The organism is Streptomyces ipomoeae 91-03, from assembly GCF_000317595.1.
GTDB lineage: Bacteria > Actinomycetota > Actinomycetes > Streptomycetales > Streptomycetaceae > Streptomyces > Streptomyces ipomoeae.
Genome location: NZ_AEJC01000173.1, coordinates 50,884 through 66,938, shown reverse-complemented (window position 1 = coordinate 66,938; position 16,055 = coordinate 50,884). Strand labels below are relative to the sequence as shown.

Annotated in this window: 12 protein-coding genes; 8 read left to right on the top strand and 4 right to left on the bottom strand. The window is 69.5% G+C overall.

Annotated features, from left to right (window positions below):
- Positions 1 to 288: 288 nt before the first annotated feature.
- The 6 genes from STRIP9103_RS11505 to STRIP9103_RS11480 all read left to right on the top strand — a co-directional run bounded on the left by STRIP9103_RS11505 (position 289) and on the right by STRIP9103_RS11480 (position 9,120).
- Positions 289 to 1,629, top strand: coding sequence for an ABC transporter substrate-binding protein (locus STRIP9103_RS11505; RefSeq protein ID WP_009308269.1), 1,341 nt, complete (start codon positions 289 to 291; stop codon positions 1,627 to 1,629).
- Between the two features lie 11 nt (positions 1,630 to 1,640).
- Entirely contained in the window at positions 1,641 to 2,525 is an 885-nt protein-coding gene (locus STRIP9103_RS11500) for a carbohydrate ABC transporter permease (RefSeq protein WP_009308274.1), read from the top strand.
- Positions 2,525 to 3,457 (top strand): carbohydrate ABC transporter permease, encoded by a 933-nt coding sequence (locus tag STRIP9103_RS11495; protein ID WP_009308316.1) that lies wholly within the window; start codon positions 2,525 to 2,527, stop codon positions 3,455 to 3,457. The genes STRIP9103_RS11500 and STRIP9103_RS11495 overlap by 1 nt, the downstream gene beginning before the upstream one ends.
- 91 nt (positions 3,458 to 3,548) lie before the next feature.
- Positions 3,549 to 5,159 (top strand): family 43 glycosylhydrolase, encoded by a 1,611-nt coding sequence (locus STRIP9103_RS11490; protein ID WP_009308268.1) that lies wholly within the window; start codon positions 3,549 to 3,551, stop codon positions 5,157 to 5,159.
- Between the two features lie 230 nt (positions 5,160 to 5,389).
- Positions 5,390 to 6,430, top strand: coding sequence for a LacI family DNA-binding transcriptional regulator (locus tag STRIP9103_RS11485; protein ID WP_009308280.1), 1,041 nt, complete (start codon positions 5,390 to 5,392; stop codon positions 6,428 to 6,430).
- A gap of 365 nt (positions 6,431 to 6,795) precedes the next feature.
- Positions 6,796 to 9,120 carry a hypothetical protein gene (locus STRIP9103_RS11480; RefSeq protein WP_009308321.1) on the top strand — a complete coding sequence of 775 codons (2,325 nt, stop codon included), beginning with the start codon at positions 6,796 to 6,798 and terminating at the stop codon, positions 9,118 to 9,120.
- A gap of 21 nt (positions 9,121 to 9,141) precedes the next feature.
- Here the strand turns inward: STRIP9103_RS11480 and STRIP9103_RS11475 are convergent, their stop codons facing one another.
- Positions 9,142 to 9,786 (bottom strand): ThuA domain-containing protein, encoded by a 645-nt coding sequence (locus STRIP9103_RS11475; protein WP_009308303.1) that lies wholly within the window; start codon positions 9,784 to 9,786, stop codon positions 9,142 to 9,144.
- Between the two features lie 72 nt (positions 9,787 to 9,858).
- Positions 9,859 to 10,551 carry a hypothetical protein gene (locus STRIP9103_RS11470; RefSeq protein WP_009308252.1) on the bottom strand — a complete coding sequence of 231 codons (693 nt, stop codon included), beginning with the start codon at positions 10,549 to 10,551 and terminating at the stop codon, positions 9,859 to 9,861.
- 191 nt (positions 10,552 to 10,742) lie between these two features.
- Here STRIP9103_RS11470 and STRIP9103_RS11465 point away from each other — a divergent pair, with 191 nt between their 5' ends.
- Positions 10,743 to 11,144, top strand: a complete 402-nt coding sequence (locus STRIP9103_RS11465) for a VOC family protein (RefSeq protein ID WP_078613864.1) — start codon at positions 10,743 to 10,745, stop codon at positions 11,142 to 11,144.
- Here STRIP9103_RS11465 and STRIP9103_RS11460 read toward each other — a convergent pair.
- Together STRIP9103_RS11460 and STRIP9103_RS11455 are read right to left on the bottom strand one after the other, a co-directional pair.
- Entirely contained in the window at positions 11,124 to 11,813 is a 690-nt protein-coding gene (locus STRIP9103_RS11460; RefSeq protein ID WP_048820102.1) for a helix-turn-helix domain-containing protein, read from the bottom strand. The two genes, STRIP9103_RS11465 and STRIP9103_RS11460, sit on opposite strands and share 21 nt — an antisense overlap.
- Before the next feature lie 51 nt (positions 11,814 to 11,864).
- Positions 11,865 to 12,989, bottom strand: a complete 1,125-nt coding sequence (locus tag STRIP9103_RS11455) for a YihY/virulence factor BrkB family protein (RefSeq protein WP_009308290.1) — start codon at positions 12,987 to 12,989, stop codon at positions 11,865 to 11,867.
- 580 nt (positions 12,990 to 13,569) lie between these two features.
- Between STRIP9103_RS11455 and STRIP9103_RS11450 the strand changes: the two genes are divergently transcribed.
- Complete coding sequence (locus tag STRIP9103_RS11450; protein WP_048820095.1) at positions 13,570 to 16,053, top strand: Pls/PosA family non-ribosomal peptide synthetase; 2,484 nt, start codon at positions 13,570 to 13,572, stop codon at positions 16,051 to 16,053.
- The last annotated feature ends 2 nt before the right edge of the window (positions 16,054 to 16,055 follow it).

The following is a 16,055-nucleotide window of genomic DNA, read 5'->3' as shown; positions in this document are numbered from 1 at the left end:
GCCTCCCCACCTCTCGACACCCCTCTGACCTGCACGCCCGCAACAGTCGCCGACCACCGCGAGCCGCATCTCCCGGCAACCCCATGGACAAGCCCGCGTAACAATTTCCCTTCGTACCCTTGCGTGAGCCGATCAGGCCACCTACGTTTCATAGCAACCGTTTACTACGCCTTACGCAGGGGTCCGAGACGCGAGCTGACGGTCCGCCTCGCTCGCCGTCGCCCCACCGAGCCGCCCCTCGCCCTCCCCCGCTTCCGCGCTCGTCTCTGTCTCGAAGGATGACCGTCGATGAACTCCAACAGCCCCCGGAGAAGGTTCGCCCGCATTGCCGTCGCGGGTATGGCGCTCACAGGCCTGCTCACCGCGTGCGGCGGCTCGGACTCCGGTGACGGAGGCGACTCCTCTGCCTCCGGTCCGGTCACCCTCCCCTTCTGGGGCTGGGCCAACGGCCAGGAGAACCTGGTCAAGATGTTCAACGCCTCCCACAAGGACGTCCAGCTCAAGTACACCAAGGTCACCGACCAGCTGACCATGCAGAAGCAGCTCAGCAACGCGGTCAAGGCGGGCAACGCGCCCTGTCTGGTGCAGAACACCGCCGAGTACGTGACCACGTGGGTCTCGCAGGGCGCGCTCGCCGACATCACCGAGTACGTCGGGTCGAGCAAGGACAAGTTCAACGCCGGCGCCTGGGCGGGTGTCCAGGTGCAGGGCAAGGTCTACGGCGTGCCCACCAGCTCGGCGCCCGCGTTCACGATCTACCGCACCGACATCTTCAAGAAGTACGGCCTGAAGGCGCCCGCGACCTGGGACGACTTCATCGCGGCGGGCAAGGTGCTGAAGAAGCACGGCATCCACATCACCAACTACGCCGGTGAGGACCCGAGCACCCTGGAGGTGCTGGCCATGCAGGCCGGGGCCCACTGGTACGCGATCGACGGCGACTCCTGGAAGGTGAACTTCCAGGACGAGGGCACCCTCAAGGCCGCCAAGGTGATCCAGGAGATCATCGACAACGACCTGAACTCCAAGCTGTCCTTCGCCGACTACGCGGCCGTCCAGCGCAACTACGACAAGGGCGGCACCGCCACCCGGCAGATCTCCACCTGGCAGATGTCCGGCATGGTGCAGAACTTCACCGACTCCTTCGGCAAGTGGGCGCTGTCGCCGTGGCCGACGTACAAGGGCGAGGCGGCCAAGACCCCGGCCGGCACCAACCAGAGCGGTGGCATGAACCTGGTCACCGAGCAGTGCAAGTACAAGAAGCAGGCGGCCGAGGCGGCGCTGTGGCTGTCCACGGACACCGGCGCGGTGAAGTCGATGGCGAGCCCGGAGACCGGCAGCGGTGTGATGCCGGGTCTGGCCGACAGCGACTCCTACGTCGCCGAGGCGATCTCCGAGAAGCTGCTCGGTGACAACTACGAGCCGGGCAAGAAGATCGTCACGGACAGCCTCGGCACCGTCACCGACGACTGGGTCTTCGGCCCGAACTGGACCGCGATGTTCACCGAGCTGCAGAGCCAGTGGGGCAAGGTCGTCAGCAAGGAACTGAAGGTCACCGACCTGCTCGCGCACATGCAGGAGTGGACGGTCAAGGACCTGAAGTCCCGCGGCATCAACGTCGAGGGCTGAGGCAACTCCCCATGATTCGCTCCCTGCGCTGGAAGGGTGCCGCGTTCACGGTGCCCTTCCAGCTCGGCTTCGTCTTCCTCTATCTGCTGCCCATCGGGTACGCCGTCTACGAGTCGCTGTTCCAGGAGAAGCAGTCCGGGCTCGGTCTCGGCGGCGCGACCCGGGAGTTCAGCGGGCTCGAGAACTACCAGAACGGGCTGACCGACTCCGCGTTCATGGGGTCGATCCTGCGGGTGGTGCTGTTCGCCTGCGTGCAGATCCCGTTCATGCTGCTGGTCAGCCTCGTCCTGGCACTGTTGCTGGACGCGCTCACCTCGAAGGCGGCGAACCGGTTCCGCATCGTGCTGCTGGTGCCGTACATGATCCCGGGCGTCGTCGCGGCGATCGTGTGGATCAATCTGTACAGCCCCGAGGTGGGCCCGCTGACCCCCCTCGGTGAGTTCTTCGGGTTCGACTGGAACTTCTTCGCGCCGTCGATGGTGTGGCCGTCCATCGGCAATCTGCTGACCTGGCACGGCATCGGCTACAACATGGTGATCATCTACTCGGCGCTCCAGGGCGTGCCCCGGGAACTGTTCGAGGCCGCCCGCCTCGACGGCGCCTCCGAGGCCCGGATCGCACTGAACATCAAGATCCCGTTCGTGCGCGGGGCGCTGGTCCTGACCGGTCTGCTGTCGATCATCCAGATGCTGCAGATCTTCAACGAGCCGGCACTGTTCCGGAGAGTCACCCCGCAGACCGTGGACGACAGCTTCACCCCGATCATGATCATCTACAACCAGGCGTTCAACGCGGGCAACTACCACTACGCCGCCGCCCTGTCGGTGCTCCTCGCCCTGATCCTCGGCGTCGCCTCCTTCATCTTCTACCGGCTGACCTCGAAGGAGGTCGACTGATGGCCACCACCACGACGACCACCGACTCGCCCAAGAAATCCGGGAAGTCCGGGGTTCCTCCCGTACGGCGCATCACCCGCGCGGACAGCGCCTCGCGCGGGCGCGGCGGCCAGCGGTTCATCCTGCTCGGACTGATCCTGGCCAGCGTCTACAGCCTCTTCCCCGTGTGGTGGCTGATCGTCGCCGCCACCAAGGACAGGGTCGGGCTGTATCAGACCAACGGCATGTGGTTCTCGGGCATGCACCTCTGGGACAACCTGCACCAGCTGTTCACGTACGAGGACGGCATCTTCCTGCGCTGGACCGCCAACTCGTTCCTGTACGCCGGTGTCGGCTCCCTCGGCGGCACGCTGGTCGCCCTCGCGACCGGCTACGGCCTGGCCCGCTTCGACTTCCCCGGCCGGGGCGTGGTCTTCGCGGCCGTGGTGGGCTCCTTCCTGATCCCGATCGCCCTGCTCACCCTGCCGCTGTATCTGATGTTCTCGGAGATCGGCCTGGTCGACACCCCCTGGGCGATGCTGATCCCCTGCCTGATCAACCCGTTCAGCGTGTACCTGGCGAAGGTCTACACCGAGGCGACGATCCCGTTCGAGCTGCTGGAGGCGGCGCGCATCGACGGCGCCGGTGAGCTGCGGATCTTCTTCAGCATCGTGCTGCGGATGATGACCACGGGCGGTGCGACGGTGTTCCTGCTGGCCTTCGTCAACACCTGGAACGCCTTCTTCCTCCCGCTGACCGTGCTGCGCGGCGAGGAGAACTGGACCCTCAACATCGGCCTGTACAACTGGACCGGCAAGACGCTGGAATCCGGCATCGACGTCACCAGTCTCGTCCTGACCGGCGCCCTGCTCTCCATCGTCCCCCTGGCGATCATGATGACCGCCATGCGTCGCTACTGGCGCACCGGCGTCACGCTGGGAGCCCTGAAGTGACCACGGAAGTGGAGTGCCCAGCGGTGGCAGCCGTGGAATGCCTTGAAGTGACCGTCGTCCTGGAAGCACCGGGAACCCTGGGAGTTCGTTCGTGACCGTCGCCCGCAACCCGGTCGTCCGGGGCTTCGCCCCGGACCCCTCGCTGATCCGCGTCGGCGACTGGTACTACGTCGCGACCAGCTCGTTCGAGTGGTTCCCGACGATCCCCTTGTACCGTTCCAGGGATCTGGCGACCTGGGAGTACGCCGGCCATGTCCGCGGCGCGGTCCCGGGCGACTCGCTGGCCGGCGTCCCCGACTCGGCCGGCATCTGGGCCCCGTCGCTGAGCTGGGACGGTGAACGCTTCTGGGTGGTCTACGCGATCGTACGGTCGGTCGGCACCCGCCACTTCGACCTCGACGTCCACGTCTCGACGGCCACCGAGGCGGACGGCGACTGGACCGCTCCTCGCCGGGTCGCGAGCCATGGCTTCGACCCCGCCCTCTTCCACCACGAGGGCCGGCTCTGGCTGCTCAACATGCAGAGCGACCACCGGCCGGGCGGCGAGCGGTTCGACGGCATCGTCATGACCGAGTTGGACCGTTCCACCCTGCGCCCGATCGGCGAGACCCATCTCCTGCTCCAGCACGACAGGTTGATCGAGGGCCCGAAACTGCTGGTCCGCGACGGCTGGTTCTACCTGGTGCTGGCCGAGGGCGGTACCGGCTTCGAGCACGGGGTGCGGGTGGCGCGCAGCCGCTCCCTCACCGGCCCGTACGAGTTGGACGACCTGCCGCTGCTGACGACACGCGACGACCCGAAGGTGCCGTTGCAGAAGGCCGGCCACGCCGAACTGGTCCAAACCCCGGACGGCGACTGGTACTTGAGCCATCTCACCGCCCGCCCCCTGCACACCGAGCACGGCATGCGGTGCCCGCTGGGCCGGGAGACGGCGGTCCAGGCGGTCGTCTGGGACGCGGATGGCTGGCCCCGGCTGCGGCATGGGGGGTGGCATCCGATGGTCGAGGTGGAGGTGCCGACGGTCACGGGGGCGGCGCCGGTCACGGACACGGCGCCGGCGCCTGTCGAGAGCGAGGGCGCGCTGTCCTGGCCGTGGAGCAGCCTGCGCGCCGAGGTGGACGCCTCCTGGGCCGACACCGCCGTGCGCCCCGGCTGGATCCGGTTGCGTGGGCGGCAGGGGCCCGAGTCGCTGTGGGACCAGAGCCTGCTGGCCCAGCGGCTCACCGAGCACCGGGCGGAGGTGGAGGTGACGGTCGAGGCCCGCCCCCGCTCCTTCAGCGAGGCCGCCGGGCTGGTCCTCTGGTACAACACCGCGTCCTATCTCACACTCGACCTGACCTGGGCCGAACCAGAGGGCGAGCCGCAGCGCGGGCAGCAGTGGCGGGGCGAGGGCCGCACGGTACTCAGCCTGGTCGAAAGCGACGAAGCCGGGGCCCGGCAGGTGGCCGTGGTCGAGGTCGAGCCGGGGCAGCCGGTCACCCTGGGGGCGACCGTCGACGGCCCCGACGCGCGGTTCTGGTACCTCCGGGACGGCCACCGCACCCCCATTGGACCGGTCCTGGACTTCACCCGTCTCTCCGACGACTACGGCACCAGACTTCGCTTCACCGGTGCCTTCGCCGGTATCCACGCCCAGGACCTCGTCAACGCCACGTTTACCGCGGACTTCGGGGGCTTCCGGCTGGTGTGCGAGGAGAAGTGACGGGCCCGCACCCGCCCACTCCCCCGTCCCCGAACCGAGCCCGCCTTCGCTGTTCGAGGTTTCGAAAGTTTTGGCTTGAGCGGTCCTTTGATTTCCCGCTTCTTCCCGCCGTGTGGAGTTGGCCTTAACGTAGAGAGCGCTTGCTACGGGGTTTATGTACCCGCCCGGCAAGCGACGCTGTTCGAAAATTTCACCGGCCCTCGGGACGGGGCCTGAGAGGTGGAGTCGCGATGGTGCGTGGCGGGAGCGCGACGGCCGGGCCGACGCTGGCGGTGGTGGCGCGCGAGGCCGGGGTGTCCGTGCCCACGGCCTCGAAGGTGGTCAACGGCCGGGAGGACGTGGCCCCCGAGACCAGACGCCGGGTCACCGAGGCCCTGGACCGGCTCGGCTATGTCCGCAGACCGAGGTTCGAGGCGTCGAAGCCACCGCGCATGGTGGACCTGGTGGTGCACTCGCTGGAGAGTTCCTGGTCCGGCGCGGTCCTGCACGGCGTCGAGCAGGCCGCGCACGACGCCGGTCTGGAGGTCGTCGTCTCGGCCGGGCTCACCCGGACGCGGGGTGCCCGGCCCGAGCGCGGCTGGTTCGACAAGCTCACCACCCGTGGCTCGGCGGGTGTGCTGTTCAACCTGGCCGAACTGTCCCCCGCCCAGTACTCCTGGCTCGCCCAGCACCGTATCCCGTTCGTACTGATCGACCCGGTGCTCGAACCGCCGCCGGGCGTGGTTTCGGTGGGCGCCGCCAACTGGCAGGGCGGGCTGACCGCCACCGAGCATCTGCTGGGGCTCGGACACGAGCGGATCGCGGTGATCGCCGGGTACCGGCGCAAGATGTGCAGCAGCGCCCGGGTCGCGGGTTACCGCTCGGCGCTCACGGCCGCGGGCATCCCGTACCGGCCGGAGTACGTCCGCTACGGCAACTTCATGGAGACCACGGCGCACCGCCGTATGCTCCAACTCCTCGATCTGCCCGAGCCGCCCACCGCCGTCTTCGTCTGCTCGGACAAGATGGCGCTCGGTGTGTACGAGGCGCTGGCCGCGCGGGGGCTCAGGGTTCCGGGCGACGTCAGCGTCGTCGGTTTCGACGACCTCCCGGAGGCCCGTTGGGCGACACCGGGCCTCACCACCGTCCGCCAGCCGCTCTCCGAGATGGCCTCCACCGCGCTGCGTCTGCTCGTACGCATGATGGACGGCGACCAACCGGAGGGCACCCGCACGGAGTTGTCGACGCGGCTGGTGGAACGCGGCAGCACGGGGGCGCTGCGCTCGGCTTGAGCGGGTGGGTTGCGGGCCCGGGTTCGGCTTGAGCGGGTGGGTTGCGGGCCCGGGTTCGGCTTGAGCGGGTGGGTCGTTGGGCGCTGGGCTCGGCTTGAGCGGGTGGGTTGCCGGGCGCCGGGCCGGGCTTCTGTCGCTTGGCGCCGGGGAGTTGTGCTCGGGTCGAAGCGGTGGGGCACCTGGGGTGTTGCGGTTCGGTCACGTGGTTGCGAGGGACCCGGGTTCGGGTGAACGGTGGGCGTCGTGGGACCGTACGCGTAGTGATGGCCGTACGGCTGGGGCGGTGGTCCTGCCGTCCCGGTGCCTGTCTGCCGCGCCACCAGTAGCACCGAGCTCCACATGCTCCACAGGGAAGGACCTTCGGGTTGTCGCACACACGCTCTCCGCAGCTTCCGGGACCGGCCAAGGCACCGGATGACGACACCGCCCCCGAGGACGCCGCCCCTCCGGAGCCGACACGCGAAGAGGAGCCCCCGGAAGAGACCGAGCCCGGTGCGGCCTCGCAGGAGGAGACGGCCGGGAAGGCCGGGGGCGCGAGCAGGGCCCCGGCTGCCGAGAAGGCGGAGGGCGAGGGGCCGGAGCGAGAACCGGAGCCGGGACAGGAGTCCAAGCGGACCGCCGAGCCGGAGGGAACCGCCAAGCCGGAGGCCGAGACCAAGCAGACCGCCAAGCCAAAGATCAAGCCGAAGCGGACCACCGAGCCGGAGACCGAGACCAAGCAGACCGCCAAGCCAAAGACCGAACCGAAGGGAACCACCCAGCCGGAGGCCGAGGCCAAGTCGGAAACGGAGCCTGAGCGGCGCGGGGGCGGCGGGCGCGGGGGCGAGCGCGCGACCGGGGCGGGATCCGAGCCGGTTCCCGCCCCCGGAGGCGGGAACGAGGTGGAATCCCGCCCCGGGCTCGAAGCCGAGGCCGAGGCCGAGGCCGGGAACGGACCCGAACCCGAACCCGAGGGCAAGCACGAAGCCGGGTCCAGGGCCGGGGCGGAGTCCGGCCCCGAAGCCGAACCCGAGCGATCCCCGGCCACCCCCTCCGGCTGGCGCGCCAAGCACCCCAGAGCCGCGCGGGTGGTCGCCCGGAGTGTCAGCGGGCTCGCCGTCGTGCTCGTCGTGTTCGCGTTGCTCGCGCCGAATGACATCACGAACTTCGAGTTCGGCCGGTTTCTGCGGATCCCGGCGGAAGGGATCCTCGTCGCGGCCCTGTTGCTGGCATTGCCGGTGCGGGCGCGGCGGGTGGCGGCGGGGGTCGTGGGCGTGGTGCTCGGGCTGCTGATGATCGTCAAAGTGCTGGACATGGGGTCGTACTGGACCCTGGACCGGCCGTTCGACCTGGTGCTGGACTGGATTCTGCTGGACGACGCGCAGTCGTTCATGAAGAACTCGCTCGGCGGTGCGGTCGCGCAGGCCGCGACGGTCGGGGTCGTCGCGCTGGTGCTGGCGTTGCCGGTGCTCATGACATGGGCGGTCGTACGGATCACCCGGCTGATGGTGCGCAACCGGCACACGGCGAGCCGTACCCTCCTCGTCCTCGGCACCGCGTGGATAACCTGCTCGACCCTGACCCTGGAGATCGCCGGCGTACCGCTCGCCTCGCACAGCGCGGCGACCCTCGTGGAGAACCGGATCGAGGCGGTGAACGACGGGCTGAAGGACGGGGAGGCCTTCGAGAAGCAGGCGGCGGTCGACGCGTTCGCCGACGTACCGCCCGACCAGCTGCTGACGGGGCTGCGCGGCAAGGACGTACTGATCACGTTCATCGAGAGCTACGGCCGTTCCGCGATCGACGACCCGCGGATGGGTGAGCCGCTGGGCGAGACCCTCGCGCAGAAGACGGAAGAGCTGAAGAAGGCCGGGTACGCGGCGCAGAGCGGTTGGCTGCGCTCCCCCATCACGGGCGCCGGCAGCTGGCTCGGTCACTCCACGTTCCTGTCCGGCCTGTGGATCAAGAACCAGTCGCGGTACGCCAACCTCGTCGCGAGCGACCGTCTCACCCTCACCGAGGCGTTCCGCCGTACCGGGGCATGGCGCACGGTCGGGATCGTGCCGGGCACCCAGAAGGCCTGGCCGGAGGGCAGGTTCTTCGGCCTGGACCACATCTACGATTCCGATCAACTCGGCTACCAGGGCCCGAAGTTCAGCTGGTCGACCATGCCCGACCAGTACACCCTGAAGGCCTTCGAGGAGCTGGAGCACGGCAAGAAGGACCGGGGGCCGATGATGGCGGAGATCATCCTGACCTCCAGCCACAACCCGTGGGCGCCCATCCCGAGCACGATCCCCGAGGACCGGATCGGCGACGGTTCGGTCTACCACTCCCTCCAGAAGGCGGAGGGCAAGGACCCCAAGGAGGTCTGGAAGGACCCCCTGGACGTCCGTGACGAGTACCGCAAGTCCATCCAGTACTCGGTGACCAGCCTGGTCGACTTCGTCGCGAAGTACGGTTCGAAGGACACCGTCCTGATCTTCCTCGGCGACCACCAGCCCAACAAGACGGTCACCGGCGACAACCCCGTCCACGATGTGCCGGTCTCGATCGTCGCCCAGGACCCCGAGGTCCTGGACAGGATCTCCGACTGGGGCTGGGCGGACGGCCTCAAGCCCGCCGACGACACCCCGGTCTGGCGGATGGACAAGTTCCGCGACCGCTTCATGACGGCGTTCGGCCCACAGCAGCCGGGCGGCGCCTCCTAGCGGTACACGGCGAGCGCCGTACTAGGACCCGGTCGTCCAGGTGATGCCTCCGCGCAGGTGCGCCAGGAAGTCCGGGTCCTCGTACGCCTCGGCCGCGTGCCCGAGGGCGGTGTAGAAGACCCGGCCCGCACCCTGCTCCTTGCACCACACCAGGGGGTGGTCGGCGCCCATCCCGCCGCCCTCGTACGAGGATTCGTCGGCGCAGGCGAGCACGCGTACCGCGCCACGGGGGTTGGCGCGGAAGTCGTACCACTCGTCCGCGAACTCCCAGACGGGCGGCAGATGCCGCATCGCCGGATGGTCCCGGTCCTCGACGACCGCCTTGCCCGGCTGGTACTCGGGGTGACGGGCGAAACGGGCGCCCAGCAGTTCGCCGTAGTACGGCCACTCGTACTCGGTGCAGGCCGCCGCGTGCACTCCGGCGAAACCGCCGCCCTCCTCCACGTACGCCCGCAGCCGGGCGCGCCCGGCGTCGGTGAGCACCTCGCCGCTGGTGGAGAGGAAGACGACCGCCGCGTACGGGTCGAGGGGGGACTCGAAGGCCGCCGGGTCCTCGGTGGCGTCGACGTCGAAGCCGAGGGTGCGTACGGCGGCGACGGCGGCCGGGATGGAGTCGTGGCGGTAGGCGGTCGTGCGGGAGTACACGAGGATGCGGTGCGATGGCATGATCCGAGCCTATTTGCGGAGCCTGCCCGATCCCAAGGACCGAAAATTTCGGAGCGGATGTGAAACCCCTGCTCAGCCCGACGCGCCCACCTCATTGTTCGGGGCCCCGTCGCCGACCGGTGGCAGGTCGCCGCGTTCGATCGGCATTCCGTCGCGCGGGGGCGGGACCTTGCCGTCGTGGGGAGGCGGGAACTTGTCGTGGTGCCGGGGTGGGAGGAGGTAGGCCAGTTCGGCGTCCGTCGGGCGGTGGGCGGCCAGGGCGGCGGCGCGCAGGGCGGCGCGGTCGACCATCGTGGTGACGGCGCTGACCCGGACGACATGGCCCTTCTCCGGCACGGCGTACTCGTGCTGCCCCGCCGACGTGCGGTACCAGGCGTCCCCGTCGCGCTCACAGGTGACCGGTTCGCCCGTGCCCTGTCCGAGCGGCTGCTCGGGGCAGCTCTCGGCGGTCATCGTGCCCCGGTCGACGAGGAGCAGCAGCTGGGCGCTGTTCTTCCGGGACCAGTAGGCGGCGGAGAAGCCGTCGTCGCCGTAGACGCCGACCGACTGCCGGGCGAGCGTGAAACCGGGGGCCTCGGTGACGTAGACCAGCCCGGGCGCGAAGCCCAACTCCTTCGCCTGGGCGTGGAGTTCGGCCCGGTCGGGGGCGGCTCCCAGGTCTTCACGCCCCGCGACCACGACCTTCTCGGTCCCGCAGGCCGTGAGCAGCAACGGCAGCAACGCCAGAGGAACCAGAGGAAGCAGAACGCGTGCGGTACGGAGCATGCCTTACATCCTGCCGCACAGATGTTCCACAGGTGAGGCAAAGGGTCCCTTTCGTGGGAGGCCCCGAGGGGCCCGTGCGGAACCCCTGCTCACGGCGGTCTCGGCAATACGGCGGGCTCGGTGGTACGGCTGACGCGGCCGTGTCCGATTCCTTCAAGACCGGTCCTCCCCTGCCCGCCTACGGTGGCCGTATGACTCCACGACTCGATGCGATCGGCCTGGTGGCCTCGGACATGGCCGCCTCTGTCACCTTCTACCGTCGCCTCGGCTTCGCCTTCCCCGAGGGCGCCGAGAACCTGCCGCACGCCGAGGCCGAGCTGCCGGGCGGGCTGCGGCTGCTGCTCGACACCGAGGAGACCGTGCGTTCCTTCCACCCCCAGTACGTGCGGGGGAAGGGCGGCGGCGCCGGGCTGGCGCTGCTGTGCGACGGCCCCGCCGAAGTCGACGCGGTGTACGAGGAGTTGGTCGCCGCCGGGTACCAGGGCGAGCTGAAGCCGTGGGACGCGGTGTGGGGGCAGCGGTACGCCGTCGTCCTCGACCCCGACGGCAACGGGGTGGACCTCTTCGCCCCGCTACCGTCCGCCGTCGAGTAGCTTCCCGAGCGGCAGTCCCGCCAACTCCCGTACGTCACGCGCCAGATGGGCCTGGTCGGCGTACCCGGCCCGGGCGGCGGTCTCGGCGTACGGCACGCCGTCCCGGGCCAGGGCGAGCGCCCGCTGCAGCCGCAGTACCCGGGCGAGCGTCTTGGGCCCGTACCCGAACGCGACGAGCGACCTGCGGTGCAGCTGCCGGGCGCCGAGCCCGAGTGCATCGGCGGTCGCCGCCACCGGCCGCCCCGCGCCGAGCGCGGCGACGATCCGTCGTAGCAGCGGGTCGGGGCCGTCGGCCGCGGCGGCCCGTTCCAGGGCCACTTCTTCGAGGCCGCTCGCCGGGTCGACGGCCGCGTTCACCCGGGCGGTGAGTCGCCGCACTTCCGCCGCGGGCCACAGGTCGGCCAGCTCGACCCGCCGGTCACGCAGCTCGTGCGCGGGGACGCCCAGGAAGGCGGGCGCGGTACCGGGGAAGAACCGAACACCGGCCCAGCGGGTGGGGGCGCCTCCGGTGACGTACGCCTGGGTATCGGGCCCGGCTACCAGCAACCGCCCGTCGTTCCAGAGCAGGTCCATGCACCCGTCGGGCAACACCAGCCCCGTACCGGCCCCGGCCGGCGCATTGGTCCACACCACCGCGCCGGCCAGCCGCGAAGCCCTTTCGACGTACACATCGACGAGGCTACGCCCATGGCCGCCGGGCACCGACTCCTTTCGGGCGCGCTACTCGTCCCCCTTCTTCACCGGTGGCCGCAGCCTCGACGTCACATCCTCCGGCGGCAGGAAGCGGGACCATCTCTCCGGGAACTCGGAGGGCATGTCCGGGTCTTCCGGGTCGTGGGAGCGGGCGGCGGCTGCTCGGGCCACGTACTCGGCGGCCTGTTCCTCGCGGAGGCGTTCGTTGGCGGCGCGGGCGGCGGCGGTGGCGGCGGCCGGCCAGACACGGTCGATGGCGGCGTTGACGGCGGCGCCGACCAGCACCGCGAAGGCGGAGACACCGATCCACAGCAGGACGGCCACGGCTGCCGCCAGGGAGCCGTAGATCGTCGCTCCCTCGACCGTGCTGGTGAGGTAGATGCGCAGCAGGAAGCTGCCCAGCACCCACATGCCCAGGGCGACGAGAGCACCCGGTACGTCCTCCACCCACGGTGAGCGGACCGGCACTGACACGTGGTACAGCGTCGTCAGGAAGACGATCGACAGAACGATCACGACCGGCCAGTACAGGACCTGGACGACGGTCGCCGACCAGGGGACGATCCGGACGACCGCGTCGGGGCCCGCGACCATCAGCGGCAGGGCCACCGAGCCGATGAGCAGGGCCACGATGAAGAGCAGGAAGGCCATCAGCCGGGTCTTGACGATGCCGCGGACGCCATCAAGGCCGTACATGACGGTGATGGTGTCGATGAAGACGTTCACCGCGCGGGAGCCGGACCAGAGGGCGAACAGGAAGCCTATCGAGATGACGTCGGGCCGGCCGCCCTTCATGACGTCGTCCAGGATGGGCTGCGCGATCTCCTCGACGCCCTTGTCGGACAGGACGGTGCGGGAGGCCTCCAGGAGGTTGGTCTCCAGGCTGGCGATGGTGTCGGCGCCGGTCCAGTCGTCGACGTAGCCGAGCAGGCCGATGAGGCTGAGCAGCAGCGGGGGCACGGAGAGCAGGGTGAAGAACGCCGCCTCGGCGGCCAGGCCCAGGATGCGGTACTCGATGCAGGAGTTGACGGTGTCCTTCAGAAGCAGCCAGGCGGTCCTGCGCTTGGAGACGTTCCGGTAGAGGGCACGCGCGCGGTGGAGGCGCCCCTGGGGGCTCTCGGGTTGTCGGGGTGACTGACTTGCTGGCTGCACGCCCTAAAGGTATCCGTCTGCGCGCGACCTCCTCACCTCCCGGTGCCGCTCACCCCGGCAGGGGCCGCGTGTGCGCACACCTCCCTCCGGTCGCGCCACGGGACAGAAAACAAAGGGAAACCCAGCAGAAATCAAAGGTGATTCCGAATCGCCTTTTCTGTCATGGACGTGCTGGCCGAATCATTCGACGACCGAAAGCGGAACGTCCGATCGCGTTTGCACCCACCCTTTGGAAAGTTCCCCGTTGAAGCCGGGCGGCGGACGAGGTCCGATAGGTCGGAAGAGATCCGAAAAGAGATGGGAAAGCGTCAATTACCCGACCTCACTTGACCTGGTCGTGAATGTACCGAAAGAATCCGGATTGCATTCCGCTGCACCCACCTGGACCAGGCTCGGGCACAGCGTCCATCGGGGGATTCGCCAGGCTCCGACCAGGCATGACCAATTCCGCCACACCCGTCACCGCTCTCCATCCCCTCTCTCCTTCCGTCATTCCGCGCGCCGTCCCGTTCACCCCCGGGCGCCCTCCATCGCAATACCGTCGCGGAGAAATCAAATGACATTGCCAGCGCCACGACACATGGCGGAAAAACCAGGTGAGGTCCAGGGGGCCGAGCCGGACGCGGCGGAATCGTACACCGCCACCGAGCGACTGCTCGCCGAAGTTCTGGGCGACGTCGCGCATATCGAACATGTGCCCGTCGACAGTCACTTCTTCGACGATCTGGGCGCGAACTCCCTGACGATGGCCCATTTCTGCGCCCGGGTCAGGAAGCACCCCGATCTGCCCTCGGTGTCGATACGGGACGTCTACGGCCACCCCACGCTCCGCGGTCTCGCCGCCGCGCTGGCCGAGGCACCCGCGCCGCCGGCCGCCCCACCGGTGCCCGCCGAGCCGCCGGCACCGGGCAGCACACCCCGGTACATGCTGTGCGGGGCGCTGCAGCTGCTCCTCTTCGCCGGGTACTGCCTGCTGGTCGCGTCCGTCTCCGCACGGGGGTACGAGTGGATCGCGGACGGCTCCGGCGTCGTCGAGGTCTATCTGCGGTCGGTGGTCTTCGGCGGGCTCGGCCTGGTCGCGCTGTGCGCGCTGCCGGTGGTCGCCAAGTGGCTGCTGGTCGGGCGGTGGAAGCCCGTGGACTTCCCGGTGTGGGGCCCGGCGTATCTGCGGTTCTGGGCCGTCAAGGCGCTGCTGCGCACCAGCCCGATGGTCCTGTTCGTCGGCAACCCGCTGTACGTGCTGTACCTGCGGGCACTGGGCGCCCGGATCGGCCCGGGTGTGACGATCCTGAGCCGTCATGTGCCGGTCTGCACCGATCTGCTGACGATCGGCGCGGGCACGGTGATCCGCAAGGACTCCTACTTCCTGTGCTACCGGGCGCGCGCCGGGCGGATTCGGACCGGTCCCGTCACCCTCGGCCGGGAGGTGTTCGTCGGTGAGCACACCGTGCTCGACATCGGCACCGCCATGGGCGACGGCTCCCAGCTCGGCCACGCCTCCGCTCTGCGCACCGGCGACACGGTCCCGTCGGCGCAGAGCTGGCACGGCTCCCCGGCCCGGCGCACGGACGTCGACCATGTACGCGTCGGCCCCGCCCGGTGCGGCGGGCTCCGGCGGGCGGGGTACGGGCTCGCCACCCTGGTCCAGGCGTTCCTGCTGTACGTGCCGCTGTCCATCGGCGGCGCGTATCTGCTGCTCACCGCCGCGCCGGAGCTGGAGGTGCTGCTCGACCCCGCGTCGCGGCACATCACCTCGGCGCGCTTCTACGTCGAGGCGCTGGTGCTGTCGCTGGCCCTGTTCCTCGGCACGATCGTCGTCGGCGCCGTCGCCGTGCTGGGCGTGCCCCGGCTGCTGCGTCCGCTGGTCCGGCCGGACCGGACGTATCCGCTGTACGGCTTCCACTACTCGGTGCACCGCGCGATCGCCCGGCTGACCAACATCAAGTTCTTCACGTGGCTGTGCGGCGACAGCTCGTACATCGTCCCGTACCTCAGGCCCCTCGGGTACGACCTCGGCCGCGTCGAGCAGACCGGGTCCAACTTCGGTACGAGTGTGCGGCACGAGACGCCGTTCCTGGCCCGGGTCGGCAGCGGCACGATGGTCGCGGACGGGCTGTCGATCATGAACGCCGAGTACTCCGGTACGTCGTTCCGGGTGTCCCGGACGGCGATCGGCGGGCGCAACTTCCTCGGCAACTTCATCGCCTACCCGGTCGGCGGCCGGACCGGCGAGAACTGTCTGCTGGCGACGAAGGTGCTGGTCCCACTGGACGGGGAGATCCGTGAAGGGGTCGGGCTGCTCGGCTCGCCGCCGTTCGAGATCCCCCGCTCGGTGGAGCGTGACACCCGCTTCGACCATCTGCGCGAGGGTGAGGAGCTGCGCCGGCGACTGTCCGCGAAGAACCGTTACAACCTGCGGTCGATGGGGCTGTTCCTGTTCCTGCGCTGGCTGCACACCTTCGGGCTCACCGTGCTCGGCTTCGCGGCCTATGACCTGTACGGCCACCACGACGGCGTCGGACTGCTCGCGCTCGCCGCGGTTCCGCCGGCCTCGCTGGTGTTCTCGGTGGCGTACTTCGTGCTGGTGGAGCGGTGCCTGACCCGGTTCCGGCCGCTTCAGCCGCAGCTGTGCTCCATCTACGACCCGGTCTTCTGGCGGCAGGAACGGCTGTGGAAGCTCTCGGACACATACCTGAACATCCTGAACGGCACCCCGTACAAGAACGTCGTCTGGCGGCTGATGGGGGTGCGGATCGGCCGGCGGGTCCTCGACGACGGGGTGTACATCACCGAGCGGACGCTGACGGCGATCGGGGACGACTGCACGCTGGGCGCGGGCAGCAAGATCCAGGCCCATTCGCAGGAGGACGGCACCTTCAAGTCCGACCACATCACGATCGGCGCGGGCTGCACGCTCGGCGTCGGGGCGCTCGTCCACTACGGCGTGGCCATGGGTGACGGCGCCGAGCTGGCTCCCGACTCCTTCCTGATGAAGGGCGAGGAGATGCCGCCGCACGCGCGGTGGGGCGGGAACCCGGCGACGGAGACCACCGGAGAACGGTGAAT

What these genes read in the sequence shown, in the direction of transcription:
- STRIP9103_RS11505 (WP_009308269.1), top strand. Translation starts at nt 289, where the DNA reads ATGAACTCCAACAGCCCCCGGAGAAGGTTCGCCCGCATTGCCGTCGCG.
- STRIP9103_RS11465 (WP_078613864.1), top strand. Translation starts at nt 10,743, where the DNA reads ATGACTCCACGACTCGATGCGATCGGCCTGGTGGCCTCGGACATGGCC.
- STRIP9103_RS11450 (WP_048820095.1), top strand. Translation starts at nt 13,570, where the DNA reads ATGGCGGAAAAACCAGGTGAGGTCCAGGGGGCCGAGCCGGACGCGGCG.
- STRIP9103_RS11495 (WP_009308316.1), top strand. Translation starts at nt 2,525, where the DNA reads ATGGCCACCACCACGACGACCACCGACTCGCCCAAGAAATCCGGGAAG.
- STRIP9103_RS11475 (WP_009308303.1), bottom strand. Translation starts at nt 9,786, where the DNA reads ATGCCATCGCACCGCATCCTCGTGTACTCCCGCACGACCGCCTACCGC.
- STRIP9103_RS11470 (WP_009308252.1), bottom strand. Translation starts at nt 10,551, where the DNA reads ATGCTCCGTACCGCACGCGTTCTGCTTCCTCTGGTTCCTCTGGCGTTG.
- STRIP9103_RS11500 (WP_009308274.1), top strand. Translation starts at nt 1,641, where the DNA reads ATGATTCGCTCCCTGCGCTGGAAGGGTGCCGCGTTCACGGTGCCCTTC.
- STRIP9103_RS11485 (WP_009308280.1), top strand. Translation starts at nt 5,390, where the DNA reads ATGGTGCGTGGCGGGAGCGCGACGGCCGGGCCGACGCTGGCGGTGGTG.